General features: G+C 43.1%; 21 protein-coding genes. 17 read left to right on the top strand and 4 right to left on the bottom strand.

The genetic code is table 11. From position 1 onward, the window contains the following. The first annotated feature begins 10 nt into the window (after positions 1 to 10). On the top strand, positions 11 to 727 hold the full coding sequence (locus tag VZF35_RS13805; RefSeq protein WP_407305649.1) for a FadR/GntR family transcriptional regulator: 717 nt from the start codon (positions 11 to 13) through the stop codon (positions 725 to 727). A 124-nt stretch (positions 728 to 851) separates the two neighbouring features. On the opposite strand, the gene VZF35_RS13800 is transcribed toward VZF35_RS13805, so the two are convergent. The 3 genes from VZF35_RS13800 to VZF35_RS13790 form a co-directional block, all read right to left on the bottom strand. Beyond that, positions 852 to 1907, bottom strand: coding sequence for an oxidoreductase (locus VZF35_RS13800; RefSeq protein WP_407305647.1), 1056 nt, complete (start codon positions 1905 to 1907; stop codon positions 852 to 854). A gap of 39 nt (positions 1908 to 1946) precedes the next feature. Beyond that, a complete protein-coding gene (locus VZF35_RS13795) occupies positions 1947 to 2285 on the bottom strand; it encodes a hypothetical protein (protein ID WP_407305645.1) in 339 nt (112 codons plus the stop codon). 129 nt (positions 2286 to 2414) lie between these two features. Further along, a complete protein-coding gene (locus VZF35_RS13790) occupies positions 2415 to 3257 on the bottom strand; it encodes a ketose-bisphosphate aldolase (protein WP_407305643.1) in 843 nt (280 codons plus the stop codon). Positions 3258 to 3568: 311 nt separating this feature from the next. On the opposite strand from VZF35_RS13790, the gene VZF35_RS13785 reads away from it, so the two are divergent. The 16 genes from VZF35_RS13785 (at position 3569) to VZF35_RS13710 (ending at position 20655) form a co-directional block, all read left to right on the top strand. Further along, positions 3569 to 4336: a GntR family transcriptional regulator gene (locus tag VZF35_RS13785; protein WP_407305641.1), complete on the top strand. Its 768-nt coding sequence runs from the start codon at positions 3569 to 3571 to the stop codon at positions 4334 to 4336. 400 nt (positions 4337 to 4736) lie between these two features. Beyond that, the gene (locus VZF35_RS13780; protein WP_407305639.1) at positions 4737 to 6029 is read left to right on the top strand and encodes an ABC transporter substrate-binding protein; all 1293 of its coding nucleotides are present in this window, start codon (positions 4737 to 4739) and stop codon (positions 6027 to 6029) included. Positions 6030 to 6116: 87 nt separating this feature from the next. Then, complete coding sequence (locus tag VZF35_RS13775; protein WP_407305637.1) at positions 6117 to 7454, top strand: L-fucose/L-arabinose isomerase family protein; 1338 nt, start codon at positions 6117 to 6119, stop codon at positions 7452 to 7454. Positions 7455 to 7466: 12 nt separating this feature from the next. After that, positions 7467 to 8567: a M24 family metallopeptidase gene (locus VZF35_RS13770; RefSeq protein ID WP_407305635.1), complete on the top strand. Its 1101-nt coding sequence runs from the start codon at positions 7467 to 7469 to the stop codon at positions 8565 to 8567. Between the two features lie 188 nt (positions 8568 to 8755). Beyond that, a complete protein-coding gene (locus VZF35_RS13765) occupies positions 8756 to 9877 on the top strand; it encodes an ABC transporter ATP-binding protein (protein ID WP_407305633.1) in 1122 nt (373 codons plus the stop codon). A 41-nt stretch (positions 9878 to 9918) separates the two neighbouring features. Next, positions 9919 to 10836, top strand: coding sequence for a carbohydrate ABC transporter permease (locus VZF35_RS13760; protein WP_407305631.1), 918 nt, complete (start codon positions 9919 to 9921; stop codon positions 10834 to 10836). A gap of 33 nt (positions 10837 to 10869) precedes the next feature. After that, positions 10870 to 11715 carry a carbohydrate ABC transporter permease gene (locus VZF35_RS13755; protein ID WP_407305629.1) on the top strand — a complete coding sequence of 282 codons (846 nt, stop codon included), beginning with the start codon at positions 10870 to 10872 and terminating at the stop codon, positions 11713 to 11715. A gap of 29 nt (positions 11716 to 11744) precedes the next feature. Further along, positions 11745 to 12632 carry a DMT family transporter gene (locus VZF35_RS13750; RefSeq protein ID WP_407305626.1) on the top strand — a complete coding sequence of 296 codons (888 nt, stop codon included), beginning with the start codon at positions 11745 to 11747 and terminating at the stop codon, positions 12630 to 12632. A 55-nt stretch (positions 12633 to 12687) separates the two neighbouring features. Continuing rightward, entirely contained in the window at positions 12688 to 13866 is a 1179-nt protein-coding gene (locus VZF35_RS13745) for a diphosphate--fructose-6-phosphate 1-phosphotransferase (protein WP_407305624.1), read from the top strand. A gap of 280 nt (positions 13867 to 14146) precedes the next feature. Then, on the top strand, positions 14147 to 15016 hold the full coding sequence (locus VZF35_RS13740) for an aldose 1-epimerase family protein (RefSeq protein WP_407305622.1): 870 nt from the start codon (positions 14147 to 14149) through the stop codon (positions 15014 to 15016). 21 nt (positions 15017 to 15037) lie between these two features. Beyond that, a complete protein-coding gene (locus tag VZF35_RS13735; protein ID WP_407305620.1) occupies positions 15038 to 15883 on the top strand; it encodes a ketose-bisphosphate aldolase in 846 nt (281 codons plus the stop codon). 313 nt (positions 15884 to 16196) lie between these two features. Beyond that, positions 16197 to 17057, top strand: coding sequence for a DMT family transporter (locus tag VZF35_RS13730; protein WP_407305618.1), 861 nt, complete (start codon positions 16197 to 16199; stop codon positions 17055 to 17057). 75 nt (positions 17058 to 17132) lie between these two features. After that, positions 17133 to 18713, top strand: a complete 1581-nt coding sequence (spoVB, locus tag VZF35_RS13725; protein ID WP_407305615.1) for a stage V sporulation protein B — start codon at positions 17133 to 17135, stop codon at positions 18711 to 18713. A 173-nt stretch (positions 18714 to 18886) separates the two neighbouring features. Next, entirely contained in the window at positions 18887 to 19180 is a 294-nt protein-coding gene (locus VZF35_RS13720) for an MTH1187 family thiamine-binding protein (RefSeq protein ID WP_407305613.1), read from the top strand. Between the two features lie 9 nt (positions 19181 to 19189). Further along, complete coding sequence (locus tag VZF35_RS13715) at positions 19190 to 19654, top strand: hypothetical protein (RefSeq protein ID WP_407305611.1); 465 nt, start codon at positions 19190 to 19192, stop codon at positions 19652 to 19654. 428 nt (positions 19655 to 20082) lie between these two features. After that, positions 20083 to 20655, top strand: coding sequence for an NUDIX hydrolase (locus VZF35_RS13710; protein ID WP_407305609.1), 573 nt, complete (start codon positions 20083 to 20085; stop codon positions 20653 to 20655). A gap of 1 nt (position 20656) precedes the next feature. On the opposite strand, the gene VZF35_RS13705 is transcribed toward VZF35_RS13710, so the two are convergent. Further along, complete coding sequence (locus VZF35_RS13705; protein ID WP_407305607.1) at positions 20657 to 21526, bottom strand: DMT family transporter; 870 nt, start codon at positions 21524 to 21526, stop codon at positions 20657 to 20659. Positions 21527 to 21709 lie beyond the last annotated feature (183 nt).

The following is a 21709-nucleotide window of genomic DNA, read 5'->3' as shown; positions in this document are numbered from 1 at the left end:
GGTGGGGATTATGTTTGAGCCTGTTAAATTCTATGGCAACCTATCCGAAGGCATTGAAAATCAGATTATGCAAGCAATTAACAACGGCGAACTTAAACCGGGTGATAAGCTGCCTCCCGAACGCGAAATGTGCACTATGTTTTCTGTGAGTCGGACAGTGATTCGGGACGCACTAAAAATGTTGGTCGGTTTAGGTGTAGTTACGATCCGGCATGGTATGGGGGCTTATATTAATGAGGTGGATGAAGCGGAAGATGTCTCTCGGTTAGCTTCCCTACTTCAAATCTCACGAGGGACTGTCGAAGAGTTATATCAGGTACGGGAGGTTTTGGAAAGCCAGGCAGTGATTTGGTGTACTCAGAACGCAAACGAGCAGGATCTTCAACAACTCGAACATATTGTTTGTAAAGGAAAAGAATTAGGAGATGCGGGTGAGTCAAAACTCGCGTTGCTTGATGCTGAATTCCACTTAAAGATTGTGGAGGCAGCAGGTAATCTTGTCCTGATGAGACTGATGCTTAACCTGTTGGATCTGCTCGGTGAAAATAGATCCAGAACTCTAATGGTTCCAGGACGGCAACGTTTATCCGTTCTGGATCATGCTTCAATCGTTGAAGCGATTAAACAAAGAGATCCGGAATTAGCGCATCAAAGAATGCTGAGTCATTTAGCGAATGTTAGAGAAGCGATCCAATCTGTGGCTCAGGTCTGGGAGGAATGGGATTAGAAAAGTAAAACATAGGCAAGAAGGGGCTGCTGCATTAACGAACTAAATCGTTCGTAGTGACGCAGCCGCTTTTTTTGCCTTGGAAATAGATACTGCGGGTCCCGAAGAACCCGCAGATGGCATTTTACGATATGTCTACAGTCATCCTTCGTGCTTGGCTATCCATGGCGGTTTCAATAATCCGGATAATATTGCTGGCTTCTTCCGGGTCGACCATTTGTTCAGCACCGTTGACAATAACATCATAAATATTGTGATAAAAAGCTAAATAGTTCCCAGGAATCGTCTCGATCTTTCCAACAAAATGTATACCGTTAAGAGTAGTATTCAGAGTTCCCCATGTTTCCGGACTCTCCACACCCCAGGCAGAACCGGCCCCGGGAGTTGCACCTTGCTTGAGGGCTTCTTCTTGCGGGTCTAGGCCGAACTTGATAAATGAGCCTTGGGTACCATGCAGGGTATAGCGTGGCCCTGGTTCTCTGATCAATAACCCGCCCTTGAGAGTGACCTTTAATTGATCGTATCCCATGATCAGTTCAAAACTGTCCTCTATGTCACTATTTTCCCGCTGAATTCTAATGTCAGCAGTAATAGTCTTAGGTACCCCGAATAAGACTAAGGCTTGGTCAACCAAATGTGATCCCAAGTCATAAAGGATACCCGAGCCCGGACCCTCTTTTTCCTTCCAGGTTGATGGCCGGATATAGTTAACAAAGCGATCATAATGAGCTTCATACTCGACTAGTTTTCCCAGAAAATCCCCTTCCACGACGCGCTTAACGGTAAGGAAATCGCCATCCCATCTCCTATTCTGGTAAACGCTTAAGACATTTTGTTTCTGTTTTGCCAATCTAATTAGTTCCTGGGTTTCGCTAAATGTCACGGCAAAAGGCTTGTCGACGATCACGTGTTTCCCAGCCAGAATAGCCTGACGGGCTAAGTCAAAATGAGTAGCGTTGGGAGTCGCCACAATCACGAGATCGATATTCGGATCAGTCAGAACATCTTCGACATAAGGGACTGACATAACCCCCGGATACCGGCTGCTCGCCTTATTACCATGACGCTCAACAACCTTTGCCAGCCGCAGACCCGGAACAGCAGTAATCGTCGGAGCGTGAAACACCTGACCGGCTACCCCGAAACCGATCAATCCTACATTTAGGACTTTTTGTTCCAAGTTTATTCGCCTCCAGTTTAAATTTAGAATTCATGGAGCTTATAGTTTGAAAAACTTGATGTTGCTTTCAAGATCTTCAGCCATTTTCGCTAACATGGTTGCCGCATGCCGAATATCTCCCATCGAAGCATCTTGCTCTTCAGTCATCGCGACAATGCTTTCCATACTACCGGCGATTTCCTGAGGGATTTGGGCGACTTCCTTGATCGCAGTTACCATGCCATTAAGCTGAAGACCTATTTCCCTGACCGCAACTGCAGCTTGTCTTGCTAAAGCGGTAAAGTCGTTAACCCCTGTCAGAATGATTATTGGCAAAACAGTCATTAAAGTCTTAAACTGAATACCGACAAAACGGGAATTCCGGCTTTTCCAGTTCACTCGACTGGTGATCCAAGGGATTTTGCCTTTGACAGCAGTTAAAGTACGACTAAATCGGGAATTCTTGACTCTCAAATTAGCTATTTTTCATCACACCTTAACCAGGTTATTAAAGAAAAAAACCATTCACTACGCTTTGCCTTCGGACCCGCATAAGCTGATTTTATGCGCAACAACTCGTCCTACTGCTTCCCGCACCTTGAGAACGGCTTTCCAGGGTTCTTGCTCCGTAATCAATGTTTCTGCCATGGACCTAGCCCAAGCCACTTTTAATTCAGTGCCAATATTGACCTTGGCAATACCTTTTCTGATGGCCTCGCGGATCATGTCATCAGGAATTCCCGAACCGCCGTGGAGAACTAACGGTACCTTCACAAGGGTGCAAATTTTCTCAATCAGTAAGAAATTGATTTTTGGTGTGAATTTATACAAGCCATGAGCGGTTCCTACAGCGGGAGCAAAAGTATCTATACCGCTTTCAGTTACCAACTTGACGGCTCCTGAAGGATCGGCCAGGGCCATGTCAGGATTACCAGTTTCTTGTGAATCTTCAATTCCACCGATATGTCCCAATTCAGCCTCAGTCGTGGCACCATGTGCACGAGCCAACTCAACAGTTTTCCTGGCATGGGCGATATTTTCGTTTAACGGCAGCGCGGAGGCGTCAATCATCACGGAGGTAAAACCATGTTCTAGTGCCCACTGAATCCACTCGAGGCTGTTGCTGTGATCGAGGTGCAAGGCAACGGGTATTTTAGCGGCCTTGGCAACTCCTCGAGCCATCGCCGCCGCGGCAACATCTCCGATTTTCTCCAGATAGGTGGGTGTGATTTGGAGAATTACCGGAGAACGATGGTTTTCAGCAGTTTCGATAATAGCCTGTAATATCTCTAAATTGTGGAAGTTAAAGGCTGGAACAGCGTATTGTCCTTGTCTAGCTTTGTTGAGCATCTGAATAGATGGTTCTAACATGGTATTTCCTCCTAACTAATATGAATTATGAGAATTCCTCAAAAATTCCCTCTTGACAAGAGAATACTACCATACTAAAATTACATTGTAAATATGCAATATTGCAATATTTAAAAACAAACAATATTGCAATATTGCTCATAATCCAATCTTTCTTACCTATCTACTTAGAGTGTAAGAGTGAAAATTCCATACGGTTACATAAGCCGTTTAATATCCAATTTCCTTCGCTTGACGATAAACTTTGTTTGATATAATCTAATCATGAATGTGTAATATTGCAATATTGTTGGGTAAGGGAGTAAGGAAACGTGGAATTAAAGAAAATGGAGTCGATACCTTTACATTATCAATTAACAAACACTCTACGGGATGCCATTAGGGACGGAGTCTGGAATCTGGGAGATGCTTTTCCTACTGACAAGGATTTAATGGTACAGTATGGCGTTAGCAGTACAACTGTAAGGCGCTCCGTGGGGCAATTAGTTCAGGAAGGACTGCTCGATCGCAAAGCGGGTAAAGGAACATTTGTCAAGAATAAGCCTGTAGAAGAAACGCTGGGACTTTTGACGGGTTTCTTTCAAGAAATGATCAGCCGTGGGTTTTCACCGAGTGCCGAGTTGATCAATCTCTGTCCCATCGAAATAACTGCTAAAGAATTGGAAAGAGTCCCTGAGTTATCTATCTTTAACGATCAAAAGATGTTTCTGATCGAAAAGGTACAAAAACTGAATGATGAGCCTATTGCTTATTTGCAAAGCTATTGGCCATATGAATATGGCTCTCGGATGGCTGCCTCTGACTTAACTAAAATTGGCCTGTACGATATCGCTGGTAAGGAATTGGGCCTGGTTTTAACTAAGGCTGAACAAACGATCGGCGCGGGGATTGCCCATAAAAAAGTAGCACAGTATCTGGGAATTAAAATCGGTTTTCCAATCCTCACCATGAATCGTATTGCCTATTGCGGTGAACAGCCTGTTGAACTCTCACTTAACTCATATCGGGCAGATAGGTACAAGTATAAGGTCTTACTTCAGCAGCACACGAGTAGAAACATAGAAGGCCTTTTCCTCTAGGAATGAATAGAACATAACACCTATTGCATGATTTTTCCTTACAATCATCCCTGTTGCTGCACGTGCCATACAGTGTGATGAGGATCGAGTAGTAATTCAATTCAAGCTTTAAATCAAACATAGTTGCTTTCGGGGGGAGGTGATTGTGCGGTTTCCTATGCGTTCGTTACAACCAAGCAATACCATAGGAGACCGAACATGGTAGTATCTGGTGAAAAAGATCACAAATAGCTATGGGGATTCTGCGAGAATTTGCGGCGCAGGAGGATCTGGAAGGAGAAATATCGGAATTACATCTAGCAAGGAAGGTGCATACAAAAAGCATAAATTATAATATAAATTGTCGAAATGTTTGGAATTAGAGAATAAAAAAACTGGGGATCGGAAGGAGTTTATGAGTATGTTGATGAAAAAGTTGCTCAGCTTGTCCATGATATGCTCGTTATTAGTTTTCGGTACTGTTGCTTGCGGTACAAGCAATTCCACTTCCGCTGCTGGTCAAAGCGATAGTCAGCAACCTGTAACAATTTCGTTTGTGAACTGGGCTACTGCTGAAGAATCAACCAAACAAAAGACACTGGATACTATCGCCGAATTCGAGAAACAAAATCCGAATATCAAAGTCAAAAACGTGCCTATTCCTGTAAGTGATATTTTAAATCAGTTAACGATTATGAATAGTGCTGGTAATGCACCGGATATTGCCCAAGTTGATAATGCTTCAGCGATTAGTTTAGCTTCCATGGGGGCCTTGTCGCCAACCGACAACTTATTGTCGCAACAATTCATGTCGGATATGGATAAAGCTTCTTACGAATTAGGTGTATTGAACAATCAGCACTATGCTGTTCCCTGGGCAGGACAACCGATGGGTTTATGGTATAACAAAAAGCTGATGCAAGCTGCGGGATTGGATCCCAATAACCCGCCAAAGACTATGGATGAACTGAACAAAGACATGGACATTGCTAAGCAAAAGTTACCGAAAAGTGTAGTAATGCTGCAGGTTGATACAACGATACGGACCATTGGCTTGGAGCAAGAATGGCCGCTGATGGAATCTTACGGGGCAATTAAGGACGGTAAGGTCAATGCCGGTCAGATGGGCTCCTATGCCGAATGGCTGCGAGGAATCATACAAAAAGGATATACTTTGCCTGGGAAAAAATTTGGTGAATTCAGACCTCTAGCCGCTCAAAACAACCTGCTGTTCGGTATAGATGAGCCTTGCTTTAAAGGAATTGTCCAAAGTATGGACAAAACCTTAACGGATGATAAGTTTAATCAAACATGGGCAGTGACAAAATTGCCCGATGGTACAAGCAAATCCCAATGCATACCTGGAAACCACAATCTCGTTATTTTTAAAGCGTCTAAAAGCCAAGCAGCGGTTGCAAAATTCGCTGAGTTCTTAGCGGGGAGTGACTTTGCCCTTAAAAATTACGTGCTTCCTACAGGATACGTACCAGTAGTTAAAAGTGCCAGCCAACGCTTCCCACAACAATTTACCGACCCCTCACTTAAGAGTTTTGCTGAAACAGTAGCCCCAACCGAAGTTCGTGCTCCCTGGGGTCCGGACTATAGTAAATATGCTACTGATGTCATGACTAGTATGCAAGAAGTCATTACCACGACAAAACCGATTCCAGATATTCTTAAAACTCTACAAACTAAGCTACAGAGCTATAAGTAATTGGATTGACGATCTGGACCGTACGGCAAGTGGGTTACCCCACTTGCCTCCGAACTTTAAAAACAATAGGAATGGAAGGCGTAAGATATGTTAAAGAGTAATTCAAAGGTCGGTCTAGTTTTTTTTGTTAGACCCCAGTTTGATGTGAATCTGGCTAAGGACTTTTTTCACAATGCCCAATCGGCTCTGGTACGGGCGGGTATTGCCACGGAAGTGTTTGAGCAACCAGTTGCCGTAGGTGCTGAAGCGTTATCCTTGGCTGAATCGATCAACAATCGTTCGGATTTACATGCTCTAATTATTATACAGGGAACTTTCTGCGATGCTTCTCTAATCCTGAATCTGGCCAGTAATGTCAAATTGCCTATTCTGATTTGGGCGACCAAGGAGGAGCCTACCGGTAAGCGGTTGAGTCTCAATTCATTCTGCGGCCTCAACTTGGGCGCACACGCGCTGGTGAATGCCGGCATCAAATTCAAAGGTGTTTACGGCAGCCCTGATTCGCCTTCGACGGTTAAGAAGGTAGCAGCTTTTGCACGGGCTGCTGGAGCAATCAAGTGGCTGAGAGGAAAACGCATCGGGCTGTTTGGACACCGACCTTCCGGTTACTATCCCTCTAATTTCAATGAGATATTGTTGCTTCAGCAATTTGGAATTTCGGTTGAATATATCTCGCTCAATGAAGTATTTTCTCGGGCACAAGAAATTGAAGTCGAGGATATTCAACAATATATCACTAATTTAGCCGGAACGGAAAACTTAGAAATGAACGCGACCAGAAAATCAGTTCAAGCCTATTTGGCACTCAAAGAAATGGTTTCCGAGAAGGCACTTGATGCGGTCGCTGTAGAGTGTTGGCCAGAATTTATGGCGAACTTTGGGGGAGCTGTATGTTATGCTCTCAGTCGTCTAAACGATGAAGGTATTGTGGCTGCCTGTGAGGCAGATATTAATGCGGCTGTGACAATGCTCATCGGATCTTACCTTTCTTCTCAAGCTAATTTCATTGCTGATTTAGTCGGTGCCGAAGAAGAACGAAACCAGTTGATTTTTTGGCATTGCGGCAATGGACCACGCTCACTGATTGCGCCAGATACAATACCGCTGGCCGGTGTTCACCCGAACCGGAAGATCCCTCTATCCCTATATTTCCCCTTGAAAGGCGGTCAGGTGACGATAAGCCGTTTAAGCAGTGATCATAACGGAGATTTGAGGCTTTTGCTTGGCTCAGGTACGGGTATCGAGACCAAGCTGCTCTATAGCGGCAATAGTTTGCCTGTTCAGATTTCTGGCTCAGTGCAACAAACCTTGGACACAATTTTGTACGAAGGTGTTGAACATCATTACATTGTGACTTACGGTGATTTCACTTGTGAATTTAGGGAACTAGCTGAACTTCTCGATTTACGAATGATTAATTTTTAACGGAGGATCAAAATGTCTAAAAAGCTAGAAGAAATTGCTATTAAGGAACAGAGGGTTTTAAGCTTATTAAAAGAAAATGAGCTTGACGGCATCTGTCTTTCCCGAACAGCCAATTTTGCCTGGATGACAGCAGGTGGCAATAACCGGGTTGTCTGGGGTCAGGAAACAGGGTGTGCTGCCTTGGTTCTCGTAATGGGCCGTAAATTCCTCGTCGCTCCTAAAAATGAAATCGAGAGGTTGATGCAGGAGCAGGCCGCTGATACGGGTTTTGAGCCCTGGACTTACGAATGGTATGAAGACCGACAGCAGGCAATTGAAAGATTAGTGGGGAATAAGAAAATAGGTACGGATATTCCTATGGGCAATTGGCCGGTGATCGAAGCTGAGCTCAAGAGGCTCCGCTTCAGCCTGACCGTCCACGAGGTGGAGCGGGCTGAGAAGCTGGCAGCGATCTGTTCAGATGAGCTGTCTGCTGCCTGCTTAGCCATTGTTCCTGGCTGTTCGGAATGGAACATTCAGGCTGAATTGTCAAGCCGGCTACTCAATCTAGGAGTGCGTGCCAATGTGCTCTTGGTGGGAGCGGATGAGCGGACAAAATTCCGGCATCCAGTGCCCGCAGTGAACAATGTTAATAAGTACGTTATTGTCGGTTTGGTTGGTGAACAAGGCGGCTTGCACATGGCCCTAACGAGATCGGTTTATTTCGGCAAGATTCCGGAGGTTCTGCGACAGAATTATGAGAGCTGTTTAGCAGTTGAAAGGTCTTTTTGGGAGAATAGTGTTGTGGGAGCGGCGAGTAAGCAGGTCTTTGATCAGAGCATCAGGACTTACGCAGATTTGGGGCATCGGGAAGAATGGAAGCGTCATCATCAGGGCGGTGCCATTGGTTATGCACCACGTGAGTATCGGGCAGGCGAGGGAAGATTGGAGATCATTCAAGCTAATCAAATGATGGCCTGGAATCCCACAGTTGAAAATACCAAGTGCGAAGATACATGTCTGGTTACTCCAGCCGGACTGAAGTTGTTAACAACAGTACCAGCCACCTGGCCGACTACAACGATCAAAGTGAACAACAACAATTTTCAGCGTCCTCTCATCCTCGAAAGGTAAAATTTTTGGACCTAAATATTGTAATATTGCAATATTTTAACATTATTTGAACATAGTTGATGTAGATTTTTATTTTGCTTATGAAAGAAAATGATGACCTAATTCGTTAATCGTTAAGTAATAAGTTCTATTAATTAAACCTTCTGACCAAATTTTAAACTATAAGACTAACTTGGGAGGGAAAATAATTGGCAGGAGTTAAATTGCAAGGTGTCTCGAAAGTCTACGGTACCACAACTGCTGTATACCCGACTGATCTTGAAATTGAGGACGGAGAGTTTCTGATCCTTGTAGGACCTTCCGGATGCGGTAAAACGACAACGTTACGGATGATTTGCGGGTTGGAGATGCCATCCGAGGGGAGCATTTTTATCGGAGATCGTAATGTTACTAAGCTTGAACCAAAGGATCGGGATATAGCCATGGTTTTTCAAAGCTATGCTTTATATCCCCATAAGAATGTATATGACAACATGGCTTTCGGTTTGCGCATCAGAAAAAGGCCCAAACAAGAGATTGATGCCTCCGTTAAAGAGACTGCCGAGATGCTAGGCATATCAAAGTACCTTCATCGTTTCCCCAAAGAATTATCTGGGGGGCAACGGCAAAGGGTTGCTCTAGGGCGGGCCATTGTTAGGAATCCTCAGGTATTTCTAATGGATGAGCCTCTCAGTAATCTGGACGCTAAGCTTCGTGTCCAGACTAGAGCAGAACTTATTAAACTTCACCAAAACCTTAAAGCTACAGTTGTATACGTAACTCATGACCAAATTGAAGCCATGACCATGGGATCACGGCTTGTGGTGATGAAAGACGGCCTAGTCCAACAAGTCGGCTCACCAAAGGAAATCTATGGTTATCCTGTGAACAAATTTGTCGCTGGTTTTGTCGGGTCTCCGCCGATGAATTTCGTCACAGGTAAAGTGGAAGTTGATAAGAATAAGCTTTATTTTAAAGCGCCAGATTTTACCGTTGAATTTCCTCTCTCCGAGACATCGACATCCCTTGATAAAGCTGTGGCCATCTTGGGGCTTCGACCAGAAGGTTTTGCCCGTGCTGACCAAAATGAGACCAAGAACGTCATTTCTTGTAAAGTCGAAGTCGTGGAACACATTGGAGCCGAGGTAATCATCCATGCCCGACTGAACTCCGGTGAGGAAATTGTGGTTAAGCAAAACGGGTTTGAAGAAGCCCCCGAGGTAGGTTCCATTGTCAAGGTAAAACCGTTCCAGGGAAATATTCATTTGTTTGACGCACAAAGCGAAAATAGGATTATTACATCGACGGTGGTTTATGGTGAAATACATTAGGTAGTAAAGCATATGCGGATGAGCATAGGAGGGGAGCCGCAATGGCGAATTGGCCGGAAAGCCAGGACAATCCACGGAGTATGGGAAGGATACGGATACCGCTTCATGTGAAATTAATCTTTCCCGCGGTTTTTGTCCTCGGTATTGTAATACTTTATCCTTTAATAAGTTCTTTAGTACTGTCGATGTTTCATTATGAGTTAACCAGGCCAGATCAGACGAAGCTAAGTGTGCTCGAAAATTATACCAAGATGATCCATGATGACGTATTTTGGTTGTCTCTAAAAAATACCGTAATTTTTACGGGTGTTTCGGTAGTTGTCAGTTTGATCGTCGGCTTAATTGGGGCAATAACAATTGATCAGCTGCCGCAACGATTGGCTGGGGTAAGGGGAGTAATATTGGTTCCTTGGCTCATCCCTGGTGTCATAGTGGGTTTTTTATTCATGTTAATTTTTGATGTCCAAGTCGGACCGGTCAACATGATCTTGCAGCATCTGGGAATTATTAAAGAATTCTTGCCCTGGTTGATGGACGATAAATTGGCAAATATCGCCGTAGTGGTTGCGAATATTTGGAATCAGATTCCGTTTTATATTTTAATGTTTACGGCCGGTATCAAGGCAATTCCAGCGGAGATTAAAGAAGCTGTTATTGTAGAAGGGGCAGGGCGTTGGGAAGAATTTGTTCATGTAACGTTGCCCCACCTCCGTGGAATTCTTATAATAACCAGTTTATTAATGATCATTCGTAACTTCAATAACTTCCCCTTAATTTACACTATGACCGGCGGTGGTCCGGTCTACTCAACGACGACCTTTGTTATCTATATTTATCGTCTGGCCTTTGAGCAGTTCAATATCGGTTATGCCTCGGCGGTTGGAGTTGTTTGGTGTCTAGTGTTATTAGTGCTTTCCAGCCTTTATGTAAAAATGCTTTCTAAACAGGATCAATTGTAATCACGCAATAATAACGTAAGAGGGGGTTAAAGAATGTTTCGACGGCGATTTTCATCAGGCTGGGCAATATTTGTCTGGGGCTCAGTGGCCGCTCTCTTGGTTTGGTCCCTATTCCCTATCTTTTGGATGGTATCGACTTCTCTGAAAACGGACCTGGATGTCTTTAAGAATCCTCCGGAAATATGGCCAATGCATCCGACCTTGCAGAATTATATTGGTCTAACTTCGGGAATCAACCCCATTCCCCGATTCTTCTTTAATAGTTTTTTTACTGCTTTATTAACCGTTGTTTTGACGATTGTGTTGGCAACCTTTGCGGGTTATGCCTTATCTCGTCTGAAATTCCGCTTTCGCGATCAAATACTCGTTAGTGTATTAGTAACCCAAATGTTTCCTTTAGTTGTCATGCTTGCCCCACTTTATCTCCTTTATGTGAAAGCTCATTTATTAAACACCTACTTTGGTATGGTCATTGCTTTCACTTCTTTTGCTCTACCTTTTGGAATTTGGATGATCAAAGGATTTATCGATTCTGTACCGGTAGAAGTTGAACAAGCAGCGATGGTTGACGGATGCAGCCGTATGCAGGCAATGCGGATTGTTGTATTGCCTTTGATAACTCCCGGGATTGTGGCGACAGGGATCTTTGCCTTCCTTGATGCTTGGAATAACTTACTCTTCCCCTTAACACTTACTAATGAGATCGCCATGAAGACTCTGCCAGCTGGGATGGTTTTGGCTTTCGCCGGTCAATTTAAAAGTGACTGGGGCGGGATGATGGCAGCATCCTTCATAACCACGCTTCCGGTACTGATTATTTTCATTCTCTTACAACGCTATCTTGTTGAAGGACTAACCGGGGGCGCGGTAAAGGGTTAGTATGACAGAATAAAGGCGGTCATTAGGTTATGAAAATTGGGATGATCAATGGTATTCTCTCTGCTGCTTTAATCGGAATCCTGCTTAGCTTGACTAAGATCTGTATTGTTAACGTGCCGGTTATCTTCTTTAGTATGGCCCTAATGGGCGGAACTCATCTTATCTTTCTTGCGGTGTTGTTAATACGACGCCAAGGCGGATTGATTTGGGCAGCCGGTAAACGTTATCCCGAGCTGTATCTGGTAGGCTTTCTGTCTTCCGCCCTGAACCTGATGCAGAACTGGGGGTTGAAGCTCAGTTCACCGGCTAATGTCGCCATACTGATGCGGGGGGATTTATTCTTTAGCCTTGTTATCGGGTATCTTATCTGGAAGCAGAAGTTGAATCGGCTGGAATGGGCAGGGATGGGCGCCATGCTTATTGGAGTCTGCCTGGTTTTGCAAATCTCTTGGGAGGGAGTCAGCATTGGCTCGGTGGGTGACCTCTTAATCCTTGGCAGCGCTTTTTTGTTGGCAATTAATGCGGAGATTATCAAACATAGGCTCAGTGGAGTCGAGGGTATTTTGGTGGCGTATTATAATTCCGGAATGTGTTTTGTCGTATTTCTCTGTGGAGCAGCTTGGACGGGGGAGCTTAGAGCATTGCCGGAGGTCAATGGGGTAATCTGGTTATTGGTTTTGACAAGCATTGTCTTTCAAGTGGTACAGTTTTTGGCCTATTATCGTTCCTTAAAGGGACTGCCAACCTGGCTGGTTCGTGTTGTTCATCTGTTTACTCCGGTTGTTGCTATCGTCACAAGCTCTTGGTGGCTGCATGAACCCATTAATTTTGTTCAAATTGGGGGAATGTTGCTGGTAGGCGGTGGAATTACGCTTGTTTGTCGGGTTCATGCTCAAAAGTCTCTCGCGGGCCTTTAACCTAAGACCAAAAACAGATTGGACTAGGCAATATTTTTGGAGGTGATTATTTTTCGTGAAAGCAAATGTAGCTATTGTTCAGGCCGGTGGTCCCACCTCTGTGCTGAATTCAAGCCTAGCTGGTTTTGTGGAGGCTGCAACTTCTTCAAACCAATATAATCAGATCTTGGGCTTTTGTAACGGGTTCGAAGGTTTGATTAAGAATCGGGTAATGCATTTAGAAGGACTTGGTGAAGCGCAGTTAGAGGCTCTTAAATCTCAACCTGGGGCAGTTTTGGGGGCAGGGAGATACCCACTGACTTCACAAGGGTTGTCAACGATACGCAGCAATCTGCAGCTGCGTGGTATTAGTCAGTTAGTTTTAGTCGGCGGTAATGGGACAATGTGGGCTGCTGACCAAGTTGCAGCTGCATGTCCGGAAGTTCAAGTAGTCGGAATCCCGAAAACAGTGGACAATGATCTGTGGGGAACAGATCATTCCCCAGGCTATCTGAGTGCTGCCAAATTTATTGGAGAGGCCGTTAGATCGTTAGCTCTAGATCTCTGGGCAATGCGTAATTTCGAACGTGTACGGGTTGTTGAAGTAATGGGACGAAATGTTGGATGGTTAGCCGCGGCTGGAAGCCTGGCGCAAAGCTCGTTACCTGATTATCCGCCATTCCATTTCTATCTGCCGGAAAATTCCTTTAACTTAGAGAATTTTTTCACGAGAGTAAATGAACATCTTCATAATTATCCCTGCATGCTGGTTATTGTCAGCGAAGGGCTTCGCGCAGCAGATGGAAACCCAATTGCCGAATTTGAGATAGGTGGAAGCAAGGTACCGGGTGGGGCTGCTCAGTTGTTGTCTTCCGAGTTACGTAGCCGGGGAATCCCTTCCAGAAGCGAGGTTTTAGGTATTCTGCAGCGGGCTAATACTTGGGCCTTGTGTGAGCGTGATCGCCAAGAAGCCATTTTTCTGGGAAGACAGGCTGTCAAAGTTTTAGGCCAGAGTAAGAGCAACGTCATGCTGGGTTTGCCTTCGGATTTGATCGATTTTGCCGAAGGACAAAAAGTACAATTGGTTGAATTGAAAGGCATTGCGGGGTTGGAGCGCCCAGTCGACCCTCGTTATTTGACAGAGAGTGGAATTGATCCCTCATTTACGACTTGGCTGCAAAATAAAATGGGAGAACCTCTGGCGGAAGCCGACAGCGCCCGTCAAGTGTGGTCGATTGCGGCGGCACAATTGTAATTATGACTTATCACTCTCCGCTCTGGGGTGCAATCACTACTGCATCCCCTTTTTCTTACTGGCAGAAAGTATAACTCCGTGGAATCACTTTCTACAGGTCCCTTCTCGCCATCCTTGGTTCAGGGACACTTGGTCATCTATGGCCAGCGCATCAGTGCCGCTAACGGCTTCTGCTCTCGCAAGCTAACAAGTGCGAAGACAGTGTCTTCGGGCACAAGCCGAGTTTTCTATATACGGTAAGGATTTACTTTTAGAATTTTTATAAAGTGAGGCAAGGTAGATGTTTAAACTGGAAAACGAATTTATATCGGTTGAAGTGAATTCTAAAGGGGCTGAAATGTATAGTCTGAAATCGAAAGATGACGGAACGGAATTTATCTGGCAAGCGGATTCTAAATATTGGCCATGGCATGCACCTGTTTGCTTTCCTATTGTTGGGAAATTGGCAAATAACCAATATCAAGTAGGTGACAACACATATTGTCTTAATGTGCACGGATTTGCCAGAGATATGGAGTTTCGGAAAATTGAGGCTGCCGATGACCGGGTTGTATATCGTCTGGATTATGACGATGCCACCCTCGCCAAGTTTCCTTTCAAATTCCTGCTTGATATCAGTTATACGCTGGTAGGTAGGGGGGTCATCATACAATACAATGTGAAAAATGCGGACGACAAACCTATTTGTTTTTCTATTGGAGCTCATACAGGATTTAACTGCCCGCTTTTGCCTGATGAAATGTTTAGTGACTATGAACTAGTTTTCGAAACAGCCGAAACAGCCAAACGTCTTTTACTTGACGACGGCTTAAGATCTGGGCAGACAGAATTGTTGTTGAAGAACGATAATACCTTACCGTTATCTCGGGAACTTTTCAAAAAGGATGCTTTAATTCTCAAAAATTTAAAATCCCAGTACGTTACTTTAAGAGGACGGAAATCTGGTAAATCCGTAACCGTTAACTTTATGGGCTTTCCTTATATGGGTATCTGGACCAAACCGGAAGAAGCACCCTTTGTTTGTATTGAGCCTTGGTACGGAGTAACTGATACTACTGGAGAAAGCAAGCGGATCACGGAGAAAGAAGGTATTCTTTTTTTGGTACCTGAACAGGAATTTAGATGTGCTTACCAGATTATTGTTGGATAAACAAAACAAGGGGGAATTATGATGAAAAAACATGTTCGGAATGTGCTGTTCGAGGCTCGTGAAAAACGTTATGGGTTAGCAGCTTTTACTGTTCAAAATGCCGAAATGATCAAAACAGTTCTCAAGGTATCAAAGGAACTCGCTGACCCGGTGCTCTTGATGCTCGGACAAAAGCCCCTTCAGCATCTTGACATGAAAGTCCTAATTAACATTGCCAGAACGTATGAAGATATTTATGAAACCCCGGTTTATCTCCATCTTGATCACAGCCGGAATCTGGATCAAATCCAAAAGGCTATTAATTTAGGGTTTGATTCCGTGATGTATGATGGATCTCAGTTATCATGGGCAGAGAATATTGCGAATACGAAAAAAGTCGTTGCTATGGCCCAAGTAAGAGATGTAGCTGTTGAAGCAGAAATAGGAAAGATTGCCGGCGTAGAGGATGACATTCAAGTCCGTGAGAACGAAGCTTATTTGACAACCCCGGAAGAAGCGAAAGAATTTGCAGAGTTGACAGGAACTGATTGGTTAGCGGTGTCCATCGGAACAGCCCATGGTTGGTATCGTGAAACTCCAAAGCTTGATTATCCACGCATTGAGGCTATCCGGGCTGCTGTGAAGATACCGTTGGTTATGCATGGCGGCTCTGGCCTGTCGGATGATGCTATCAGGCGGGCAATAAAAGCAGGTATTACAAAGATAAATGTTGACACAGAACTGCGCCGAGCATTTATGAGTGGAGTATCGGACTCCTTATCTTCAAATCAGGCACTGGAAGATTTAGTTAGCCATTTTAAGGTTGGTGAAGAGAAATTAGCTCAGACTGTTCGGGAAAAGCTTATGTTATTCGGAACAGGTATTTAGTCTTACTCTATGAATTTGTGGGTAAGTGTTTATTGAGGCCTAGAATTTGAATGAGGTCTCTATGAAACAAATATTTATCAATCTTAAACGGTTGGATGTCGCGAAAAGTTTGGGAGGAGTTTGTCAGTATGTAAGCTTGATTAGAATACAAGTGAGCTATCTATGGTCCGAGGGATTAAAGGGCGGATATTCTCAGGGCGATGAAAATTCGATGCAATAAATAAGGTGCAAGAAGTAGTAGGGATTAGCAAAAAAAAGGAGAATTTATAATTCATAAATATTGGACATCAGAGGGATCAGATAGGAGGAAAAGGTGAAAGGGAAACTGAAAATCTTAACGGCTATGCTAATCTTCGGCAGTATTGGGGTCTTTGTGAAGAAAATTGATCTGCCTTCGAGTGAAATCGCCTTTCTCAGAGGGATCATTGGAAGTTTGTTTTTGATTTTTGCCAGCGTTCTTGTCAAGCGGAAGCTTTCGCTTAAATCAATCAGAGAAAATATTGTGCTTTTAGTGGTCTCAGGTACAGCCATTGGTTGTAATTGGATTTTTCTATTCCAAGCTTACAAGTATACGACCATATCAAACGCTACCCTAAGCTATTACTTTGCTCCAATCTTTGTAATGATGATAGCTCCTTTTGTTCTTAAAGAACGGTTAACGCCAGGTAAGGTAGGCTGCCTTATTGCTGCCATGATTGGATTATCTTTAATTAACCTCGGAGGCAGCGACACAAGCAGTGCGAGCAATCATTTGATCGGCATACTATATGGCCTTTTAGCTGCAGTGCTTTATGCCAGTGTCATTTTAATGAATAAATTTATTAAGGATCTCTCTGGTTTTGAGACGACATTAGTACAATTAATCATATCAAGCATTGTGATGCTGCCCTATATTTTATTAGAAGACACAGTAGATTTCTCAAAGCTAACGTCATCGTCGATAATTATTATACTTATTCTGGGTATCATCCACACAGGTGTTGCTTACTTCCTATATTTCACTGCGATTAAAGAACTAAAGGGACAAACGATAGCCGTTCTAAGTTATATTGATCCTATTTCGGCAGTGATCATTGCGGCAATCTTCTTGGGGGAACGTATGAATTTTGTGCAAATCGTTGGAGGCATCCTTATATTAGGTTCAACATTTTGGAGTGAAAGGATAGAGAAATAAAGGCCCAAAACAAGTGTTAATGATTCAAGATTTGCATATACATGTAACCTAATCCATCTGTAGGAAGGTTACAAAATGAAGAAACAAAGTTTGGTAAAAGGAGCCTTTGTTCTCACGTTAGCTTCCTTTATAACAAAGTTGTTAGTTTTAATAAATTCAGTGGTTCAAGCAAGAGTTCTTGGTTCTGAAGGAATTGGGCTAAAAATGATGGTTATGCCCTTCATGGGCTTGATGGTTACTCTAACGACAATAGGACTTCCCGTTGCGATATCGAGATTAGTGGCGGAAGCAGACGCTCAAAGAGACGGGGCGAACGTTAAGAGGATACTTATAGTATCTTCAGCCATTACCGGAAGTCTGAGCATTGTGGTAGTGGCTGTGGCTATCTTATGCGGCAACGTCTTTTCTGCATATTTTTTAACAGATCAGCGCTCTTATTATTCATTTATGGCACTGATCCCAATTATTCCAATCGTTGCGGTTTCAGGTATCCTCAAAGGTTATTTCCGAGGAATGCAAACGATGAATCCGATCGCTTTGTCTCAAGTTATTGAGCAAACTGTACGAATTTGCTTTACTTACTTCTTAGTTCAGCGGTTGATTCCTTATGGGGTTGAATATGCTGCTGCAGGCGCTGTTTTCAGCAGTGTGATCGGAGAAGCCGTCTCTTTGTTCTACTTGATGGGGATGTTTAGATTTACACACCGTAGGAAATTTCACATTCCCAATTCCCTTTGGAGTAAAATAACCAATGGAAAGGCAGTAGTTGTTGATTTATTACAGACAGCCCTTCCTACCATGGGTAATGGGTTGATTTTTTCAATTTCCAAGGCTGTTCAGCCTATTATTATCACCAAAAGCTTAGTAATTGCCGGAGTTAGTTCCGCCATGATCGCGAAAGATTATGGAATGTTAACAGGCTTCGTCATGCCGCTGCTTTTTTTCCCGGGGTTTATTAACCAGTCGCTGGGGGTTACTTTGGTTCCCGCGATCAGTGAAGCGAGCGCCAAGAATAATAGTCGTTTAATCCACCGCAGAATTTATCAAGCGATATCTGTTGCTCTTAGTGTCGGAGTTCCCAGTACGGTACTGTTATACCTATTTGCGCCCGAATTAATGACAGTGATTTATAAATCACCGCAAGCAGCACCCTTTTTGAAATTCATTGCGCCATTTTTTTTGCTGCATTATTTCCAAACTCCTCTCCAATCCGCCTTGATTGGCTTAGGGCATGCGAAAACAGCCATGTTCAATAATATGATTGCCAAAGCTTCCACGCTTATGTTCATCTACCCCTTAGCAGCTCATTTTAGGCTTGGAATCTATGGAGTGATCTTGGCAATAAGTATAGGAGTTATTTTGGAGACATTACTGCATTTTTTGTCTGTCTACAAATTAATTGGATTCTATTTTAATTCCTTAGAGGGGATAAAGATATTCTTAGCAGGGATAACTATGGGGTATAGTGGTAAAATTATCGTTACTTATCTAAGTCATAGAGACTTAACATTAGGATTTACGACAATGTTGGCGATGCTTACTTCGCTCCTGTTATATCTCATCATCTTAGTTTATTTTAAGGTGATTCGCCGCGATGAAATTGGCAGAATACCCCTAATCGGCCAGGTTCTGATCCTCTTAATTCCAGTGAGATGATAATGTGATGGGGTTGCACAATTTCCTCTCCTATGCAAAGTTTAAGAAAACCGCGCACAGCATGCGTGGTTTTTGTAATTTCCCCCAAATTGACAGCACTTGTCCAGGCCTATCGGCATCAAAACATTTCGGTTTGATTGCTGAAAGGAATCATTGAGAAGGAGGGTTAAAGAATGGCTAAGATTATGATGGCGTTTCAAGTATTGCCAAAAGTAGAAGATGCCCGACTGTTTGAAGTGGTGGATGAAGCCATCGCAGTCGTAGCTGCCAGCGGCGTGACGTATGAGGTAGGTCCGATGGAAACGACAATGGAGGGCGAGCCGGATCAATTATGGGCTATTGTGCGCGAAGCTCAGGATGCCTGTATTAAAGCTGGGGCTTCCCGTGTGATGACGTATATTAAGATGGATTACAACCCAGGTCGAACGACCATCGAAGAAAAGATCAAAAAGTACCGGGAGAAGTAAGGTGATGCAGTGATGTCGCTTAAAACGGGGCGGTTCCCTAAGAAATGGCGGGATAGTATTCCGGCACTCGTGCTTTTATTGGTCTGCTTTGTGGTTTGGCAGATCATGGTTGATTTTTTTAAGATACCTTTATGGCTTATTCCGTCGCCGGCAGCAATAGCAAAGGCTTTCTGGCACACACGAGACCTGCTTTGGACGCATACCTTGACCACGATTATGGAAACAACCACAGGTTTTATACTTTCCATAATTTTTGGCCTGGTCGCAGGGGTGGTCATGGTGTTTTCTCCTATGGTGAAGCGCCTGTTCTATCCCTTGCTTATCGTCTTAAGTCAAAGTCCAGCCTGTATTTTAGAAAAGATTGCAGTCCCTTTTTCCAGGCCGCGTGATCCGGACATTCTTCTTTCCAGCGAGGCGATTGGGGTGAAGAAACATTTGCTGGATTTGCTCCATAAAAATCAGACAAGATCATGAGATATGAAAAGGGGGTTGCAGCAAACTTTTTTTCTTAGTTTGCTGCAACCCTGAATATATTCCAGCTAAAACCAAGTATATAATTTGATAATCTGAGAATCTTAAATGTGACACTTCAAAAGGGGGTAAACTAACCATGGCTAAAAAAACCAATAATAAGTCTCGTAAGCCAGATAACACAGAGAAGATTCCCCTTCCTTATGACGCTGATAAAATTGGAAAAGATGTAGCAAAAGACCGGGTCTAACCTGGTCTTTGTTTTTGGATAAAGATCTGAGAATCGTATAGAACTATTATCTTAAAATGTAAGATTCAGAAGATAGGGTGTCTCGACGTTTGAATGTTTTCCCTATCGTTGAGTCGGTTAGTGAAATAGCAACAGTTCTGCTAAAATGGTCTTAATAACCTAACGAAAGAGAGAGCAGCAAATGTTTGAGCTAATAAGAAATTATCTTCCCTACAATGAGCAGGAAGCAAAGGATAAAGAAATCTTTTTATATTGCACTGAGGTATTCGAGGATGTTTTAACGAGGAACAATGAGGTCGCACATATTACCAGCTCGGCGTTTACAGTGAACAGAGCCAAAGATAAGGTTCTCATGATCCACCATAATATCTATAATTCTTGGTCTTGGATAGGAGGGCATGCCGACGGGGAGGAAGACTTATTAGCTGTTGCCATCAAAGAACTAAAGGAAGAGACTGGGGTAAGGACTGTTCAGCCTGTATCCTCAGACATTTTCTCCCTGGATGTCTTGACCGTATTAGGGCATATAAAAAGAGGACGCTATGTATCTCCTCATTTGCATTTATCCGTTGCTTATTTAATTGAAGCGGATGAAAATGATTGGCTCATGGTAAAAGAAGACGAGAATAGTGGCGTCAAATGGATTCCCTTGGATGAAATCAATGTCTACAGCACTGAGCATCATATGCATAAGCTCTATGAGAAGCTGATATCCAAAATTCATTCTCAAGCATTATGGCAGGGAAAAGCATGAATTAAAACACCGAGAACTTCAAAAAAATAACTCCCACAGAAACGATGGCTATCCCTGTAATCTTCCTTTTCAGATTCCAGCGTTCTTTTAGCAGGAATATTCCGAAGATGATCGTCAGGACTGTGGAAGTTTGCGCTAATGGACCCACAACAGAAAGTTCACCTATTTGATAAGCCGCATAAAGAGATAATGTAGAAATGATCTGAACGAAACAGGATAATAAGATTAGGTAATTATTTTTTCTAGGTCTAATAAGATGCTTCATTTTCTCTAAAGTTCTTGGAAAAAGGATGATGGTAATAGTTCCCGGCAAAAAGTATAATAATGAGTTATATAGCCCGACGGAAAAATATCCTAATGCAAATTTATCAAGTGCGTAAGCACAGCTAACCAATAGAGCATAAACCAAAACAAAGATATGATGTTTTCCAAAAGAGGTCTTCGCTCTTTTCTGGTAATAGATTACCAAAAGTCCTGCAAAAATTAAGCCGACTCCCAAAAGCTTACTGAGATTCAATGTTTCCTCAAAAAATAACGCACCTAATATCACAAACCATATAGAACGAGTGGTTGAGATTGCCTCTGTCTGGCTTAATTCTGTATTGTTTAGAGCGTGGTAATATAGTAGTAAACAGGCAGAATAAATAGATGCTGATAAAAGAACAATCAGCCAAATTTTCAGCGAATGTGGATAGATTAACTTAGCCGTGAAGATAAAAGGAAGACCAATTATCCCGGACATTAAATGCCAAAAGGCGCCAAAAGCAGTTGGGTCAACTACTTCATCTTCCATCACATATTTTTGAATAAGTTTAGAAATTGAATTCATAACGATATAGATAAGAACAAGATAAAACCAGTTAAGAGTCAAGACAGAGCCCCTCCTTAGAGTATAACATGTCCAACTGAGTTCAAGAGTTTCAGGAAAATAAAATAGATCCCCTTTCTATGAATAGAGTTAAGGGATCTAGTAATAATTTTTCCCTACTACACATTTTCCCCATGAAGGTCATTGCTTAATATAACTAATAGTTTCGTATAATATGGAAAAGGA

Source organism: Desulfosporosinus paludis, assembly GCF_045689965.1.
Lineage (GTDB): Bacteria > Bacillota > Desulfitobacteriia > Desulfitobacteriales > Desulfitobacteriaceae > Desulfosporosinus > Desulfosporosinus paludis.
The sequence above is the reverse complement of the archived record's forward strand: the minus strand, read 5'-3'. Positions and strand labels throughout refer to the sequence as shown.

Bases quoted from the DNA above. Each gene is read 5' to 3' on its own strand.
- VZF35_RS13790 (WP_407305643.1), bottom strand. From the start codon at position 3,257: ATGTTAGAACCATCTATTCAGATGCTCAACAAAGCTAGACAAGGACAA.
- spoVB (WP_407305615.1), top strand. From the start codon at position 17,133: ATGAAGAAACAAAGTTTGGTAAAAGGAGCCTTTGTTCTCACGTTAGCT.
- VZF35_RS13770 (WP_407305635.1), top strand. From the start codon at position 7,467: ATGTCTAAAAAGCTAGAAGAAATTGCTATTAAGGAACAGAGGGTTTTA.
- VZF35_RS13710 (WP_407305609.1), top strand. From the start codon at position 20,083: ATGTTTGAGCTAATAAGAAATTATCTTCCCTACAATGAGCAGGAAGCA.
- VZF35_RS13735 (WP_407305620.1), top strand. From the start codon at position 15,038: ATGAAAAAACATGTTCGGAATGTGCTGTTCGAGGCTCGTGAAAAACGT.
- VZF35_RS13775 (WP_407305637.1), top strand. From the start codon at position 6,117: ATGTTAAAGAGTAATTCAAAGGTCGGTCTAGTTTTTTTTGTTAGACCC.
- VZF35_RS13780 (WP_407305639.1), top strand. From the start codon at position 4,737: ATGTTGATGAAAAAGTTGCTCAGCTTGTCCATGATATGCTCGTTATTA.
- VZF35_RS13720 (WP_407305613.1), top strand. From the start codon at position 18,887: ATGGCTAAGATTATGATGGCGTTTCAAGTATTGCCAAAAGTAGAAGAT.
- VZF35_RS13760 (WP_407305631.1), top strand. From the start codon at position 9,919: ATGGCGAATTGGCCGGAAAGCCAGGACAATCCACGGAGTATGGGAAGG.
- VZF35_RS13750 (WP_407305626.1), top strand. From the start codon at position 11,745: ATGAAAATTGGGATGATCAATGGTATTCTCTCTGCTGCTTTAATCGGA.
- VZF35_RS13740 (WP_407305622.1), top strand. From the start codon at position 14,147: ATGTTTAAACTGGAAAACGAATTTATATCGGTTGAAGTGAATTCTAAA.
- VZF35_RS13805 (WP_407305649.1), top strand. From the start codon at position 11: ATGTTTGAGCCTGTTAAATTCTATGGCAACCTATCCGAAGGCATTGAA.
- VZF35_RS13755 (WP_407305629.1), top strand. From the start codon at position 10,870: ATGTTTCGACGGCGATTTTCATCAGGCTGGGCAATATTTGTCTGGGGC.